We start from the raw sequence: 15,353 nt of genomic DNA on the forward strand, positions 1-15,353 counted from the left end.
AGGGGTGGTCCTTTCTCGGCGTTCTCAGAGCAGGTCCGGGTAGCGGGTCGTCGCACCGAACTCGGACTCGCCGCCTTCGTGGTCGGCGGCGAGCGTCATCGCGCCTTCGTCCCGGATCTCGAGTTCGAGTCCCTCGCCCGCGTCGCAGCGTTCGCCGTCGTGCAGGGGATACCGCTCGCCGAACGGGGTCAGCAGGGTGAACCGGCGGCCATCGCGGGTGAGCCGGTACACCTCCTCGTCGTCCGGGGCGGGTGGCGCGAGCTGGGGCGCCACACCGTGCTCGGACCGCAGCACGAACGGGAACCGCGTCTCCCCGCCCGCCGGCGCCGCGATGTCGCTGATCTGACGGCCGCGCTGGAACAGGAACACCGCGAGCCCGCTGACACGGCGCCTCCGGTGCCGGGCCCGCGCCCACACCCCGAGGGCGGCGAGCACGATCAGCGCGCCGGGCACCCCGAGGTAGAGCCACCACGGCGTCGGCGGCGGCGGATAACCGACCTGGATCGACAAGGGGTAGTTCGCGAGCGTGGTCGCCGGGTTCGCGTCGTCCACCAGGCTGACGGTGAGACCGTTGGTCCCGCTCGCGCTGTCCGCCGCGAACACGACGTCGAACGGGAAGTCCGCCCGGCCGGTGGCGGGCACCTCGAACACCGTCCGGTCGCCGGGGATGCTGGCCTTGGTGCCCGGCGCCGCGTCGGTGATCTGCAATCTGACCTTTGCTCGGACCCCCAGCAGGCTTTCGACGGTGACCGTGCCGGACACGGACCGGCCGGGCTCCACCCGGGTCGACTGGCCGAGGGCGATCTGGGCCGACAGCCCGGGACGGCCGTCGGACAGCGTCGTGAGCACGGTCCTGGTGTCGCCGCTGACGCCGATGCCCTGGACACTGCCGACGAACTTGGTCGTCTTGGCCGCGGTTTCCGGGACGACGACCGATCCGGTGTAGACGCCGTCGCCCGCCCGGTCGTCGCCGTTCGCGCCGTTGTCCGACATCGGCACCTCGGACGTGGCCGTCCCGTTCGTCATGGACACGGTGAAGGCCAGGCCCGTCAGCTGGGCGGGATCGCGGATCGGCCGGTTGCGGGTCTGGAGCGTCAGCAGGACCTTGACCCGCTGACCGCGTTGCGGGGCGGGCGGGTCGACCGTGAGGGACGCCCGGACGGCGCCCTGCCAGAGCACGACCGCGCTCACCTCGATGTCGGGGAGCCCGGGCGGCGACGTCAGTTTGACGGTCCAGTTCCCCGGCTCCGGGTTGGTGATGCGGAGCGATTCGACCGGCCCGTTGGCGCCGCTGTCCTGGAAGGACGACGTCCCCAGCTGCCCCGCTTTCGGGACCTCGCGGCCGCGCGGGTCGAAGAACCGCACCGAGACCCGGGCGTCCTGTTTCACCACGACGATCGAGCCGTCGGTGGCGATCTCGGGCACGTTCAAGGTGACCGACTCTTCTTCGCCCGCCGCCAGCCGCCGGCGCTGGATGTCCCCGCTGCCGGCGCAGCGAGCGGTGCCGAACGCCTTGAGGAGGAAGCCGGACACCGCGGCGGCGTCGGCGGCGACGGTCGCGGACGGCCGCGGGACCGTCGGACCGCAGGTGCCCTGGAACCCACCGGTGGCGAAGCGGTCGAGCTGGCCGCGGTCGACGTCGCCGAACCCCAGCGGCCAGACCTGGACGCCCGCCTCGACCGCGTCGCGCAGCGTGTCGTCCAGCCCTCGTGACGCCGCCTGATTCCGCTGGTCCCCCGCGTTGTCGGGGCCGTAACGCGGACTCTCGGACACGTCGAGCTTGCCGTCGGTCAGCAGGAAGATCATCTTCGGTTTCACCGCCGAACCGGGCGGGCCGTCGTCGAGGTAGTCCATCGCCTGCTGCATGGCCGCGTAATGATCGGTGCCGTCGCCCTCGGCCTTGTCCCGCTTGCGGAGCTTCCTGATGCAGTCAGCGAGACTTTGCTGGTCCTGCGCGGTTTTCACGGTGACCGGCGGGCAGACGACGTCCACCGGGGACTGGCTCCCGTTGTCGCTGGCGAAACCGACGACGGCGACCGAGGAACCGGGGGCGAATTCCCCGAGCGCGATCGTCGCGGCGGCTTCTCGTTCCCGCTCCAGATCGGCGGGGCCGATACTGCCCGATTCATCGACGAGGATCACCAGCCGCGCGGGCTGGACCTGAGGCGGTTCCTGCTGTCGCAGGGAAAACGACCGGTCAACGACCTTCGGGAATCGCGCCTCGGCGGGGGTTCCGGCGAGGAGCGTCGCGAATACCGCCCACAGCGCGAGCACCCGCACCGAACGGGAAACGCTTCGCCCGAGCGCCCTCTGGTTGATGAACACGAAAGCACCCCGCGCGATCGATGTGAGTTGAGGTGTCCTCGGCGGACACACGCAACTGTCGGCGACAGGACGACGTTCGTTACGCCTTATGGACCACGGGAGTTTTCTCGACAGAAATCACGGAACCGGCGTGTTCTTGTCCAACTTCACGGCCGGGTATCGCGGCGCGATTTCGCCGTGGCCGACGGGAGACGCGGTGATCTTTTGTCCAAGATGGACTGTGACATCACCATTCACGGGCGCCTTGCTTTTGTCTTTTTTCCGAAAGATTCGAAAGGCGCGTGACAAAGTTTTGCAAAGCGTTTAAGCGGGCGGGAGAAAAAGCGATAGCCTCGGCGACCATGTCGCGAAAGCCACTTTCGGGACGTCGGACGTCGCGAAAGTGGCTTTCGCGACACGCGCCCTGGCCCGCCCTGCCCCAGGAGCCCAAAGGACGCGTCGACAACGCAGTGAAGGCCTCCTTCCCTACCCTCAAGGTAGGCAAGGAGCCTTCACGGACCGGCGGCGGTGAGTGCTGGGGCACGTGGGTCGTGAGTGGTAAGTCGCGTTCTAACGACACTTACCGCTCACGACCACCCCGGCCGACTCGGTACCGGCACCCATCCCCCTGAAGTACATGAAGGCCCCCTTCCTTGCGCTAGACGCAAGGAAGGGGGCCTTCATGTACTTCAGACGGTCAGAACCCGAACAGCGACTGTGGCACCTCGTGCTCGTCCGGCCAGGTCAGCCAGGCGACGTCGGTCGGACCGATGGCGTAGCGCGCCAGGCGCCAGGACCGCGGGTCGTCGTCGACGGTCGTCTCGCTGGTCTTCTTGAGCAGGGCGACGTAGACGTCGGACATGACGCCGTCGGCCCGCTTGTTCTCGTAGATGGTGCCGGCGTAGTACGGCCGTCCGGCTTCGACGCCGCGCATCGTCCCCTGGAGGAACGCCCAGGGACCGAGCCGGTCGAGCTGTTCCACGGCCACCCGGACCTGGTCGCCGAACTCCTCGTCGAGCCGGGCGGTGGCGGCCTGGAGCACCGCTTCCCGGACCGGGTCGCCGGGGCTCAGCGCCTCCGGGAACGATCGGGTGTACATCAAGCTTCCTCCCACTGGCGGGGCAGCATCGGCTTGCCCGGTGATGCGCTGGCGTTCTGTCGGATCAGGTCGGCGGGGTGAGGATCTTCACGAGGCCGCCACCGCCGCCCATGCTGATCTTCTGCGAACCGTCGGGGTTGACGTTGTTCGAGCCGATGAACTGGCCGTCACCCGCGTACAGCACGACGTGCCCGCCGTTGTTCGAGATCACCACGTCGCCGGGTTTCGCCTGCGAGAGCGGCACTTCCCGCCAGCCGTCCGCCTGGAGGTTGGCCGTCAGACCGGCGACCGAGGCGCTGGCCTGGCCCTTGTCGATGAGGCCCGCCGCTTCCAGGCAGCCGGAGACGAAGTTCGCGCAGTTGACGTTGTTGGGCACCCACGACTGCATGGCGGGCAGCTCACCGCTGCCCTTGAGGTCACCGGCGTTACGGCCGAGGAACTTCTCGGCGATCTTGGCCGGGTTGTCGCCGCGCGCGTCGATCGGCTTGGCGGGCCGCCCGTCGCCCTGGACCCCGGCGACGCCACCCCCGCCGCCGCCACCGCCGTGGCCGCCACCGCCACCACCGCCGTCCCCGCCGCCGTGGCTGGGCACGTGGTTGACCGGGGTGGCGTGGACACTCGACGCGGTGGTCCCGCCGGTGTCCGCGGGCACCAGTTCCAGGAAACCGCCCTCGATCTCCAGGCCGAGCGGCTTGAGGAGGTCGTCGATCTGCTTCTCGGCGTCGTCCAGCGCCTTCTCGATCTCGTCCTTCTTGCCGTTGGAGTCCTTCTCGTTGAGCTGCCGGAGCCGCTCGATGTCGGACGCGGCGATGGCGATCTCGTTGTCGTCCTTGGAGCTGTTCTTCCGGCGGCGGGCCGAGTCGATCAGCGCGCGGTTGTCCGCGTCCTTGTCGTTGGCCTCCTGGGCGAGCTGCGCGACCTTCTTCTTGACGTCGTCCAGGATCTCGGACACGCGCTGGAGGATGTTCTTGGCCGCTTCGGCCTTGTCGCTGACCTTGTAGCTGGCCTTGCCGAGCTTCTCGAGGTGGTCGGCGACGGCGTCGGCGTCCTTGCCCTCCCAGTGGCGCAGGACGTCGTCGCGGAAGACCTTGAGGTCGTCTCCGAGGTCGTTCGCCCTGGTGGCGGCTCCGCCGACCTTCCTGGCCTGGTCGTTGACCGCGCCCGAGTTGAGCTTCTGCGCCTGCTGGGCGTGCTTGTCGATGGCGTCCAGTGACTTCGGACGGTCGTGCGACGGGTCGTCGAGCGTGCCCGGATTCCGCTCCGCGGTGGTCATCGGTAAATCCCCCTGGTTCCCGTCTTCAGTCCGAATCAGTCCCGCTCGCGGCCGTTGCCGCGGAGGGTGTGCACACCCGCGGCTTCGTCGTTCCGCATGCGCTCGGCGGCCTTGGACAGCGCGATGGACGCGGCGTCGACGAGCTTCGAGGCGGCGTCCAGATGCGCGTTGACGCCCTGGTGGAACCCCTTCATCGTCTTGCCCGTGCCGGCGGCGTTCTTCAGGTCGCCGAACGCGCCACCAGGGTCGCCGTCGCCCAGGTCCTTGCTCGTCCCGCTGAAGCCCTCCTTGAGCCCGCCGACCTTCTTGGCCAACGACGCGATCTGCTCCGGATCGAATCGGCGAGTCATGGATGATCCCTCCAGTCGTGGCGCCTGCGCCCGCACTTCTTCTGCCCACATTGCCGTACCCGCGCACCCTATGAGCTCCCGCCCACCCGTGCGCGCCGTTTCCGGAAACGGCGATGCCGCCGTTCGTGTACATCGACGCACCCGGCAGCGTGTCGGTTCCCCGAAGTCGACCCGAAGATCTTACCTCGTCGGCACCCGCCGGCGGCCGGATGCCGACAGCGCCCCAGCCAGGCGACACCACCGTGATCCACTACTTTCGGTCATCGATACTCACTCGATCGGGCTACCCCACCGTCTCACCGTTCTTCCCGGCATCGAGCCGGAATGGACAGCTTGCCTTTTCCGACGTTTTCCCACAACGCTTCGCCCGGCCATTGTTCGCGCACTCCAAATGGACGGAGTCACTGTGAAGGTCAAATCCATGCTGGCGTTTTTTCTCGTCGCGATGGCGACGGCGGTGTCCGGTTTCGCCTCGCCGGTGGCCGCGGCGGCGACCGGCGACGAAGGGCCGATCACCTCGATCGTCGGCGGCCGCAAAGCCACCGAGCCCTATCCTTTCGCGGTCTACATCGTCGACGGTTGTACCGGTTCGCTGATCAAGCCCAACTGGGTGATCACGGCCAAGCACTGCAACCCGGCGGTGAAATCGGTACGGATAGGGAACAACGACCGGACCAAGGCCAAGAGCGTGGGCGTCGTCGAGCAGGTCCCTCATCGCTACGCCGACGTGAAACTGCTGCGACTGGCCGAATCGGTGTCGTACGCCCCGATCCGGATCCCTGGCCCGGAGGCCGCCACCGTGGGCACCGCGACCCGGCTGCTCGGCTGGGGGCAGACCTGCGACCTCGCGAACTGCGGCCCGATGTCCATCCACAACAACGAGTTCGACACCTCTGTCCTCCCGGACACCAGTTGTTACAAGATCAACGCGGGGCATGAGATCTGTACCGACAACCCGAATGACGGCGGCGACTGCTACGGCGACTCCGGTGGCCCGCAGATCACGAAGGTCGACGGCGTCTGGAACCTGATCGGCAGCGACAGCCGGGGCACCTCGATCCACTGTGGCGCGAGCCCGTCGATCTATGTGGACCTGACGTCGCCCGATGTCCGCCCGTGGATCGAAAAAGAGGTCGGCGGCCTGTAGTCGCGGCCTTGCTTCCTGCCCCCGGTTCTCGTGTGCGAGACTGCGCGTATGCCCATTCCGTATTTCTCGCAATGGGAATCCCCCGAACTCGTCGCGGCGATCGTCACCGGCGCGATGTCGGCCGCCGACGACCCGCGGTGGGCGGATTCCGGCGCCGTTTCCGCGCAGGAGTACGAGTTCTGGTCGTGGCGTGCCTGCGGCATGGCTTGTCTGCGGATGATGCTGGCCCAGCGGGGGCAGGAGGTCCCGCCGAGCGTCGAACTGGCCAAGGAATGCGAGCGGTTCGGCGGTTACGTGCGGCACGAGACCGGCGTGCACGGCCTGATCTACGCACCGTTCCTCGGCTGGGCGGCGGACCGGTTCGGGATCGACGGCGAGGTGCGGGTCGATTTCGACCTGCCCGAGCTGCGGAGCCTGGTCGCGCAGGGACACCAGGTGATGGCGTCGGTGCACAAGTCGATCAGGGAGCCGAAGAGCGACCCTCCCCGGAAGGGCGGGCATCTGGTGCTGGTCACCGGCGTGACCGAGTCGGGTCTGGTCATGAACAACCCGTCGGGGACCGGCCCGCACGGCCAGCAGGACGCCCACGTGGACGACGAGGACTTCGAGCGGTTCTACGCCCTGCGAGGCATGGTCTTCGGCACCGGCTGATTTTACGCAACACCTAGATCCAGCACAGGCACACCCGATACTCATGGTCGTCAAGGCCGTCACCCTCACGATCTTCGATGTCGCGCCAGATGCGGGACATAGTGACTTCTCTCCGCTTTGTTGCTGTGTCTCGTTAGAGACTTCACCAGGGCGCTGACCTGCCGCAACTCTGTTGCACTCCTACCTGTCTCGAATGTATGTACGAGGAGTGCAGTTGATCTTATTCTCGGCGGCAGGCTGGGAGTCCTGGGATGTCGAGCGTCGGCCGGTCACGCCGGACGGGCTACCGGGCCCTCGCGGAGGTGCACCGCTACCTGGACCTGATGCGTCCGCTCGCTGTCGAGGGCTCGGCGTGGCGGCCGTCGGCGAGGACCGGTGAGCCGCTGCTGGTGTCGGAGTTCGACGCTGTCGGGGGGCGGGTGAACGGCAGGCGGGTGCGGTGGGCGGCGCTGCGGCCGGGTGAGCGGCTGCGGCTGGTCGCTCCCGGCGGCGGGTCGATGCTGGTGGCGGTCCGCGGCGACGGCGGCCCGCCGCGAGCACGGTGAGCACTTGCCCTGGTCTGGATGTTTGCCGATCAACACGTGCTGTCCCAGATCGACGCCGAGTTGGTCGAGTGGAATCCTCAGCAAACACCGTCGGAGTCCACTACCGGAGCGCCGTGTGGGTCCCCACGGGCTCTTCCGGACCCGATTCGGGATCCTTCGGTGTGCCGTTGTCGTCTGATCCCGGACTTGGTGCGCGGGCAGCAGCCACCGCTGCGCGTCCGGACGGCAGCATGATGGCGATCGTCATCACCGCGACTCCGACCGCGCCAGTCGCGATGAAGAGGTTCTCGACGCTGATCACGTCCGCCAGCGGCCCGAACACGGCCATGCCGATCGGGTTGCCCAGTGCCATCACGATTGCGACATGGCTGAACACTCGACCGTACTTCTCCGGCTCGACGGTCTCTTGGATCAGCGTCGTGAATGGCGTCGAGAACAACGGCACCAGCAGGCCAATCGTAAACATGAACCCGTAGAAGCCCCACAGATTCGGGGCAACGCCCAGCAGCATGATGAAGATCGCGAAGCCGAACGTGGCGAACAGGATCAACCCGATCCGGCTCCGTTTCGCGAGTATGGTTGCCACCAAGACACCGCCGAGCATCATGCCGACAGTGAAGGCGATCTGCAGCACGGCCAGCATCCATTTCTCGGAACCGAAACTGCGGGCGATCAGTAGCGGGGTGATGAAGCCCGGCGCCCCGGTCAACACGAACATGATCGCGAACACGCCCATCAGCCAGCGGACGATCCCCCGCGACCAGATGTACCGCATTCCCTCCACCAGATCCTGGCGGTAGCTGGTCGTGGCCTGCGCCACTCGGGTCAGTGTGGGAACGCTGACCCGGGCGAGGAATCCGATCCCGATCACCGCTGTGACCACGTCGAGGAAGAATACCGGCACGATACCGGCCCCGGCGTAGATCGCCGCCGCGGCCGCCGGTGCCGCCAGCGCCATGATCGACTGGATGGTCTGGAACACCCCGTTCACCCGCATCAACTGATCGGGTGGCACGATCTGCGGGATCATCGCCTGCACGCTCGGCGTCTGTACGCCGGCGCCGAGTGATCGTACGCCGACCGCGAGCAAGATGAGCCACAGATCGGTGATGCCGTTCATCATCAACAGCGCCAGCATCAACGTGGCGGCAGCGATCCCGGCGTCGGCCGCCATCACCAGCCACCGCCGATTGATCCGATCGGCCAGTACGCCGCCGAAGATCGACACCACCCCCTGCGGCGCGAATCCCGCGATCGCGTAGAGGGCGACCGCCAGACCGGACTGAGTCTCCAGAGTCACGTACCACATCACGGCGAACTGCACGATCATCGAGCCGAACAGCGACACCGTCTGTCCGGTCAAGAACAGCGCGACGTTACGCCGCCACGGTTCGGGCACTGCTGGTGCGGCGGTCTCGGTCATGATCTCTTCGCCTGTGAACTCCACGATCTCACCCGGCCATGCCGGCGGGCAGTGGCAGTGGCGAACCCGTCTCGAGGTAGGTCTTGAGGCTGCTGAGCAGACAGGGCCAACCCCTCGCGGACTGACGTCCGGTCTCGGTGCCGGCGACGCCGCGGTGTTCGACGGTCACGAAGGTCAGTGGACCGCGCTCCTCCAGGCGCCAGGTCACGTGGCTGGGGGCGTCGGCGCGGACTCCCTCATCCCAGCGGGCGTCGAAGGTCTGGACCAACAGCCTTGGCGGGTCCACCTCGAGATTGGTGCCGCGGATGTGGGTGCGATCGTCGGTGTCGTCGATCGTGTAGTCGGCGCCTTGTTCGGTGGTGGACAACCGAGCACCGAAATACCACCGATGGGCGTCGGTGGTGGTGATCGCGTCCCACACCCGCTGTATGGGCGCATGGATCACGACCTGCTGGACGAAGTCGGGTGCCTGATCAGTCATGGTGCTATTCCTTTCGAGCGTCTCGGTGTGGTTGCGCAGGTCGATGAGTTGATGTCCCCACGCGGCCGAGTAGTCGGTGGTCCACTGCCGCGCAAGATCCAGCAGCGGCACAGGGTTGAGGTAGCAGAACCGTTGCCGGCCGACCTTGCGCGTAAGCAACAGGCCGGCCCGCTCGAGCACACTCACGTGCTTGAGGACGGCGTGACGCCCCAGGTGGGGCAGTGCCTCCTCATACGCCCTCACCGCCTGCCCGTCCTTCGCGCGCAGCAGATCGAGGATGAGGCGCCGACTTGGGTCGGCAATCGCCGCGATGGTCACCGCCGCGTCGTACTGCCCCGAGCCCGTAGACATGCCGTAAAAATAGGTGACTTCAAAGTCACCTGTCAATGAGGGGCCTCGGGTGCCTACTGAGCGGAGCCTGCCTTGGTCAACTACGGGGTAGTTGAAGGTGTGCGCTCGTCGGTGATTCCGGTCAGTCCTAACGTGGACGGCGCGGCGTCAGCGGCAGTCCCTGCGACGATCCCCTTACGGGCGCAGTGGGCGGTAGCCGGCTGCTGGTGCTGGCGGTGTTACCTCGGGCTGCTGCCGCTGCTGCTGGGCCTGCGTGCTGCGTGGAAGCTCTACCGGGACCGCCACGCCGCCTCCGAGGACACGGACGAGAAACCCGCCGACGACAAGGGCGCGGGCATCCTCCTGGTCGCCACGGTCACCTTCGCCAACGGCGGCGACAACATCGGCGTCCACGTGCCGGTGTTCGCCGTGGCCGGGACCGGCGGCATGATCGGCTACGTCGTGGTGTTCCTCATCGGCGTCGCCCTGTGGTGCGCCATCGGCTGGTTCCTGGCCAGTCGTCCCCTTGTGACCAAGGCTCTCTCCCGCTGGGGACGCCGAGGTCGAGGAATTTCTCCGAAAGGCCGCCGAAGCCTTCCAACGAGCTCGAAAATTCTGCGACGAACACCCCGACCTTTGCCAATACTCCTCGCAAAGCAATCAAGAGAACGTCGTCGATGACCATCTGGCTGAGCCCACGATCGCCGCCATCATTCTCCAGCTCCGGCAACTTACCGGCGGGCGCCTAGACCAGGCCTAGTTCGCGGGCCCGGACGCCTGCCTGGAAACGGGACTCGGCGCCCAGCGCGGCCATCAGCTCGGCCACCCGGCGCCGGTAGGTCCGCACGCCGAGGCCGAGGGTGCGGGCGGCGGCTTCGTCCTTGACGCCGCTGCCGAGCAGGTCCAGCACCGCGGGCGCGAGCCCGCGGATCTCGGAGACCTGCGCGTCGTAGACGGCGAGGTCGGTCGCGGACCGCCACGCCGACTCGAACAGCGAAATCACTCCTTGCACGGTTTCGGGCTGGGTGATGACGCTGTAGCCGCGCTGACCGGCGGTGAGGTCACCGGCCAGGATCACGATCCTGCCGTCCATGATGATCGTTTCGTTGAGGTCCTCGGTGGAGATGCGGATCTGCGCGCCGAACCGGTCCCGGGTCCGGGCCAGCTCCTGCGCGGACACCGCGTCGAGCAGCAGCCCGGCCCGGTAGATCTTGCGGATCCGCACGTCGCCCGCCCGGCGCTCGGCGGCCGCGGTGAGTTCGTCCGACCGGCGATCGGCCACCCAAGTCGCGAGGTCGTTGGCGGCGCAGGCCAGGTCGGTCACGGTGGAGAACAGGTGCCCGACCCGGTGGAACAGCTCCTCTTCGCCGCGCACGACGGTGACCGAATCGCCCGCCCTCGTGAGACCGCCGCCCGTCCGCATGAGCTCGATACTGCCCCAACCCGGCGGTTCGCGACCAGCTGGCAGCTTGTTGCCATTTTCTGACTTCCGGCGGGCCCGTCGCGACGCTGATGAGTATGACGAACCTTCACGACAGCACCTGGCGCCTCGGCGACCTCACCGTCAACCGCGTCGGCCTCGGCGCGATGCGGCTGACCGGGATGCCCTGGGACGAGAAGCCCAAGAGCCGCGCGGACGCGATCGCCGTCCTGCGCCGCGCGATCGAACTCGGCGTCAACCACATCGACACCGCCTCGTTCTACTTCACCCCCACGCGTTCGGCGAACGAGCTGATCAGCACCGCGCTCCAGCCCTACTCCGACGACCTGGTGATCACCACGAAGGTCGGCGCGGGCCGGTCCCGCGACGGCGAATTCTTCTACGCGCGACCTGACCGGCTTCGCGGCCAGGTCGAGGAGAACATCCGGCAGCTCGGGCTCGACCACCTCGACGTCGTCAACCTGCGCTGGGGCGCCGGGATGGGCAAGGAACCCGGTTCGATGGCCGAACATTTCGGCGCGCTCGCGGACCTGCGCGAAGCGGGCCTGATCCGCCACCTCGGCATCTCCAACATCGTGCCGGAACAGCTGCTCGAAGCGAGGACGATCGCCCCGGTGGTCTGCGTGCAGAACCGCTACGGCCTGACCGACCGGGAGGACGACGCCCTGGTCGACCTGTGCGCCGAGCACGGTGTCGCGTTCGTGCCCTTCTTCGCCGTGACGACCTCGTTCCCCGGCGACGCCACGCCCGACACCGTCCCGGGCGAGGCCGAGGTCGCGAAGGTCGCGGCGGCGCACGACTCGACCCCGGCCCAGATCCGGGTCGCCTGGACCCTGCACCGGGGCGCGCACGTGCTCGCCATCCCCGGGACCGGCGACCCCGGGCACCTGGAGGAGAACGTCGCGGCGGGCGGCATCCGGCTCGGCGACGACGAGCTGGCCCTGCTCGACGGCATCGCCCGAGGGTGACGGGCGCTCAGCCGCCGTCCACCTCGGACAGCTTGTCCAACCGGGCGAGCACCAGCTCGTGCCAGCGCAGCTCGGCTTCGATCCGCAGACGGGCGTGCTCCAGGACGAGGTCGTCGGCGACGGACTGATCGGGCCACCGCCGTTCGCCCAGGTGACCGAACTGGGTCGCCTGGGCCGTCAGCGCCGCGAGCCTGTCTTCGAGATAGCCCCGCAGCATCTCGCGGTCGAGGTCTCCGCTGACGACCAGCGCGAGGTCCACCGGGTCAGGTTTGAGGACCACTTCGGCGAAGGCCTCGTCACGGAGGGCACGAAGCTCACGGTGTCCTTCGGCGGTGATCGAGTAGACCGTCCGCGCGGGCAGCGCGCCGAGCTGCTCTGTCCGCACGGGCTCGATCAGTTTCTCGCCTTCGAGCCGGTGCAAGGCCCCGTAGAGCGAACCCGGTTTGACCTGCGACCACAGATCGGTTCGGTCCATCCGCGCCTCGCGGCGGAGTTGATGGCCGTGCATGGGCCCGCGTTTGGCGAGGGCGCCGAGGATGAAGAGCCTGGTCGGGTTCACCCGTCTAGTACAACACGAGTACTCGTGTTTGAGTACTCTCGTGCGCATGACGATCCGTCCCATCCTCATCCGCGGTGAGCAGGCGCTGGCCACGGTGGCGACCCAGGTCACCGAGTTCGACGACGACCTCGCCCGCCTCATCGAGGACCTGTACGAGACCAACACCGCCGCCAACGGCGCGGGCCTGGCGGCCAATCAGATCGGGGATCCCCGGAGCGTCTTCATCTACGACTGCCCGGACGACACCGGGACGCGCCACCGGGGGCACATCGTCAATCCGGTCCTGCGGACGTCCGAAATCCCCGAGACGATGCCCCATCCGGACGACGATCTCGAAGGCTGCCTTTCCGTTCCCGGCGAGGTCTTCCCCACCGGCCGCGCGGGATGGGCCGCCGTCGACGGCGTCGACGAACACGGTGAGCCGATCACCGTCGAAGGCACCGGTTTCTTCGCGCGCTGCTCGCAGCACGAGACCGATCACCTGGCGGGCAAGCTCTATCTGGAGCGGCTCGTCGGCAGGCACGCGCGGGGCGCGAAGCGGATGCTCAAGCGGAACGGCTGGACCGGGCCGGGACACACCTGGCTGCCCGGCGACGTCCCGGACCCGTTCGGCCACTGATTCGGCCACTGATTCGGCCACTGATTCAAGACACTGAGTCGAGGCACCGGTTCAGGTCACCGGCGGATCCGGTGGTCCACGGCGACCCAGTTGGTCTCCCACGTCGTTCCGCCGTCGGCCGAGAACGCCTGCTCGAACCGCGCCTCGTCCGGTCCTGGCCGGAAGATCAGGAAGCGCACCTTGATCGGACGGCCGCCCAGGGTGTCGTCGCCGCGGAAGTCGCCGACGCCGTCGCGGAACCCGCCGTAGACCGCCGGGGTGAGCAGGCCGTCGCGCATGTTGACGAAGGTCAGGCTCCAGCGCTGCGCCTGCGGTTCGTACAACCGCAGGTTGAGGGCGTCGATGCGGCCGTTCGGTCCCGCGACCTCGAACTCGAGGGCGTTCGCCCGCCGGTCCATGAGCGGGCGCACGGTGCTGGTGCCCGCGAACTGGAGCCAGTGGTCCGCGGAGTCCGAAAGCGGTTCGGCGAGGACCCGCACGGTGGAGCGCCAGGCGCCGATCTCCCAATCGAAGGCTCGTTGGGCGTCGGCGGCGCCGGGTGACGTCGACGCGTCGCCCGACGCCGCCGTCGCGATCAGCAGGAAGGCCGAAAGGCACACCGTCAGGATTCGTTTGTATGGCACGGTCATGGTCCGACTATCGGAGCGGAGGACGGCCATGGACAAGAAGGCACCTGTGGGTAACCTTTCGCGCCCCAACCCGCTGCCCGGCTGCCCGATGGCCGCCGCGTTCGCCGCGATCGGCGGGAAATGGAAATTGACGCTGCTGTACTGGCTCGCCCACGGCGAGTCCCATTTCGCCGGTCTTCGCCGCCGGGGTACGCCGATCACGCCCAAGGTGCTGGCCGAGCAGTTGCGGGAGCTCGAAGCCGACGGACTCGTCGAACGCGTGGTGACCGGGCCGGTCCCGGCGCCCGTGATCTACCGGCTCACCCCGTACGGGACCACGGTCCTGCCCGTGGTCGAGGAAGTCAGGGTCTGGGGCGAGGCACATCTTCGGCACGTGGGCGGCGAGGCCGCGCCGAACACCGCGATGGGCTGCGCCGACGCGATCTGAGCACGCGAGTTACGTCTCTGATCACGCGAGTGCGGTCCGCCGGGCGGCGGCCGCGCCGGCGAGGGTTTCGAGAACCTCCTGGGTCGCGGCGATGTCGATGCAGGCGTCCGTGATCGACTGCCCGTAGGTGAGCGGCCGGTCGGGGTGGAGGTCCTGGCGGCCCGCCTGGAGGTTGGATTCCAGCATGACGCCGACGATCCCGCGCTGACCGTTCCGGACCTGCTCGGCGATCTGTTCGGCGACGACGGCCTGCCGCAGGTGGTCCTTGCGGCTGTTGTCGTGGCTGGCGTCGATCACGACGCGGCGGGGCAGACCGGCGTTCTGCAAAGTGGTGAGCGTCGCGCGGACGGACGCCGGGTTGTGGTTCGGTGCGCTGTTGCCCCCGCGCAGGACGACGTGACAGTCCGGATTGCCGACGGTGTGCAGGATCGCGGGCAGGCCGCTGGGGTCGACGCCGGGGACGACGTGGCGTGCCTCGGCGGCGCGGATGGCGTCGACGGCGACGGTGACATCGCCGTCACGCCGGTTCTTGAAGCCGACGGGCATCGACAGACCGCTGGCCAGCATCCGGTGGTTCTGGCTTTCCACCGTCCGGGCGCCGATCGCGCCCCAGGAGACGGTGTCGGCGAGATAGGCCGGAATGGTGGTGTCCAGCCACTCGCACGCGGCGGGCAGGCCGCCCTCGGCGAGTTCGAGAAGAAGGTCCCTGGCGATGCGCAGCCCGCGGTTGACGTCGCCGGTGCCGTCGAGGTGCGGGTCGTTGATGAGCCCTTTCCAGCCACCGACCGTGCGGGGCTTTTCGAAATAGACCCGCATGACGATCAGCAGGTCGTTGACGAATCGGCCGGCGAGGGCGGCGAGGCGGTCGGCGTATTCGAGTGCCGCGGCGGGATCGTGGATGGAACAGGGACCGGCGATCACGAGCAGCCGGTCGTCCGTGCCGTCGAGAACGCGGACGACGTTTTCGCGCCCCTGTCGCACCGTGTCGGCCGCGGTGGCGCTGAGCGGGAGTTCGTGGTGCAGCAGGGCGGGGGTGACCAACGGGACCAGGCGGTCGATGCGCTGGTTGTCGAGATCGACGGCGGCGATGGTTGTCATCACAGGTAT

17 protein-coding genes are annotated in these 15,353 nt (G+C 68.0%); 7 read left to right on the forward strand and 10 right to left on the reverse strand.

The features are described 5' to 3' along the window. Window positions 1-24: 24 nt before the first annotated feature. The 4 genes from B0293_RS33120 to B0293_RS33135 form a co-directional block, all read right to left on the reverse strand. Window positions 25-2,325 carry a vWA domain-containing protein gene (locus B0293_RS33120; RefSeq protein WP_005160877.1) on the reverse strand — a complete coding sequence of 767 codons (2,301 nt, stop codon included), beginning with the start codon at window positions 2,323-2,325 and terminating at the stop codon, window positions 25-27. Between the two features lie 676 nt (window positions 2,326-3,001). Further along, complete coding sequence (locus B0293_RS33125; RefSeq protein WP_005160880.1) at window positions 3,002-3,403, reverse strand: hypothetical protein; 402 nt, start codon at window positions 3,401-3,403, stop codon at window positions 3,002-3,004. 64 nt (window positions 3,404-3,467) lie between these two features. Further along, window positions 3,468-4,676 carry a hypothetical protein gene (locus tag B0293_RS33130; RefSeq protein WP_005160883.1) on the reverse strand — a complete coding sequence of 403 codons (1,209 nt, stop codon included), beginning with the start codon at window positions 4,674-4,676 and terminating at the stop codon, window positions 3,468-3,470. A gap of 35 nt (window positions 4,677-4,711) precedes the next feature. Further along, complete coding sequence (locus B0293_RS33135) at window positions 4,712-5,026, reverse strand: hypothetical protein (protein WP_005160886.1); 315 nt, start codon at window positions 5,024-5,026, stop codon at window positions 4,712-4,714. A gap of 421 nt (window positions 5,027-5,447) precedes the next feature. Here B0293_RS33135 and B0293_RS33140 point away from each other — a divergent pair, with 421 nt between their 5' ends. From B0293_RS33140 to B0293_RS33150, 3 genes are all read left to right on the forward strand, one after another. Then, the gene (locus tag B0293_RS33140) at window positions 5,448-6,173 is read left to right on the forward strand and encodes a S1 family peptidase (RefSeq protein ID WP_039918936.1); all 726 of its coding nucleotides are present in this window, start codon (window positions 5,448-5,450) and stop codon (window positions 6,171-6,173) included. Window positions 6,174-6,221: 48 nt separating this feature from the next. Continuing rightward, window positions 6,222-6,824 (forward strand): C39 family peptidase, encoded by a 603-nt coding sequence (locus B0293_RS33145; RefSeq protein ID WP_005160890.1) that lies wholly within the window; start codon window positions 6,222-6,224, stop codon window positions 6,822-6,824. 251 nt (window positions 6,825-7,075) lie between these two features. Further along, window positions 7,076-7,369, forward strand: a complete 294-nt coding sequence (locus B0293_RS33150; protein ID WP_005160892.1) for a hypothetical protein — start codon at window positions 7,076-7,078, stop codon at window positions 7,367-7,369. A 100-nt stretch (window positions 7,370-7,469) separates the two neighbouring features. On the opposite strand, the gene B0293_RS33155 is transcribed toward B0293_RS33150, so the two are convergent. Together B0293_RS33155 and B0293_RS33160 are read right to left on the reverse strand one after the other, a co-directional pair. Beyond that, window positions 7,470-8,816, reverse strand: coding sequence for an MFS transporter (locus B0293_RS33155; protein WP_005160895.1), 1,347 nt, complete (start codon window positions 8,814-8,816; stop codon window positions 7,470-7,472). A 4-nt stretch (window positions 8,817-8,820) separates the two neighbouring features. After that, on the reverse strand, window positions 8,821-9,624 hold the full coding sequence (locus tag B0293_RS33160; RefSeq protein ID WP_039918927.1) for an ArsR/SmtB family transcription factor: 804 nt from the start codon (window positions 9,622-9,624) through the stop codon (window positions 8,821-8,823). 72 nt (window positions 9,625-9,696) lie between these two features. Here B0293_RS33160 and B0293_RS33165 point away from each other — a divergent pair, with 72 nt between their 5' ends. Next, window positions 9,697-10,284: a cadmium resistance transporter gene (locus B0293_RS33165; protein ID WP_077241453.1), complete on the forward strand. Its 588-nt coding sequence runs from the start codon at window positions 9,697-9,699 to the stop codon at window positions 10,282-10,284. Between the two features lie 64 nt (window positions 10,285-10,348). Here B0293_RS33165 and B0293_RS33170 read toward each other — a convergent pair whose 3' ends face one another. Next, entirely contained in the window at window positions 10,349-11,026 is a 678-nt protein-coding gene (locus tag B0293_RS33170) for a response regulator transcription factor (RefSeq protein ID WP_005160902.1), read from the reverse strand. A gap of 95 nt (window positions 11,027-11,121) precedes the next feature. Here B0293_RS33170 and B0293_RS33175 point away from each other — a divergent pair, with 95 nt between their 5' ends. Then, on the forward strand, window positions 11,122-12,012 hold the full coding sequence (locus B0293_RS33175; protein WP_005160905.1) for an oxidoreductase: 891 nt from the start codon (window positions 11,122-11,124) through the stop codon (window positions 12,010-12,012). Between the two features lie 7 nt (window positions 12,013-12,019). Here B0293_RS33175 and B0293_RS33180 read toward each other — a convergent pair whose 3' ends face one another. Continuing rightward, the gene (locus tag B0293_RS33180) at window positions 12,020-12,571 is read right to left on the reverse strand and encodes a PadR family transcriptional regulator (protein ID WP_005160907.1); all 552 of its coding nucleotides are present in this window, start codon (window positions 12,569-12,571) and stop codon (window positions 12,020-12,022) included. A gap of 46 nt (window positions 12,572-12,617) precedes the next feature. Here B0293_RS33180 and B0293_RS33185 point away from each other — a divergent pair, with 46 nt between their 5' ends. Beyond that, window positions 12,618-13,190: a peptide deformylase gene (locus B0293_RS33185; protein WP_039918928.1), complete on the forward strand. Its 573-nt coding sequence runs from the start codon at window positions 12,618-12,620 to the stop codon at window positions 13,188-13,190. Between the two features lie 56 nt (window positions 13,191-13,246). On the opposite strand, the gene B0293_RS33190 is transcribed toward B0293_RS33185, so the two are convergent. Further along, window positions 13,247-13,819 carry a hypothetical protein gene (locus B0293_RS33190; protein WP_245191997.1) on the reverse strand — a complete coding sequence of 191 codons (573 nt, stop codon included), beginning with the start codon at window positions 13,817-13,819 and terminating at the stop codon, window positions 13,247-13,249. 46 nt (window positions 13,820-13,865) lie between these two features. Here B0293_RS33190 and B0293_RS33195 point away from each other — a divergent pair, with 46 nt between their 5' ends. Next, window positions 13,866-14,246 (forward strand): winged helix-turn-helix transcriptional regulator, encoded by a 381-nt coding sequence (locus B0293_RS33195; RefSeq protein ID WP_245191998.1) that lies wholly within the window; start codon window positions 13,866-13,868, stop codon window positions 14,244-14,246. Window positions 14,247-14,267: 21 nt separating this feature from the next. Here B0293_RS33195 and B0293_RS33200 read toward each other — a convergent pair whose 3' ends face one another. Further along, window positions 14,268-15,344, reverse strand: coding sequence for a 3-deoxy-7-phosphoheptulonate synthase (locus tag B0293_RS33200; protein ID WP_085939694.1), 1,077 nt, complete (start codon window positions 15,342-15,344; stop codon window positions 14,268-14,270). Window positions 15,345-15,353: the final 9 nt, after the last annotated feature.

Source organism: Amycolatopsis azurea DSM 43854, assembly GCF_001995215.1.
Classification (GTDB): Bacteria; Actinomycetota; Actinomycetes; order Mycobacteriales; family Pseudonocardiaceae; genus Amycolatopsis; species Amycolatopsis azurea.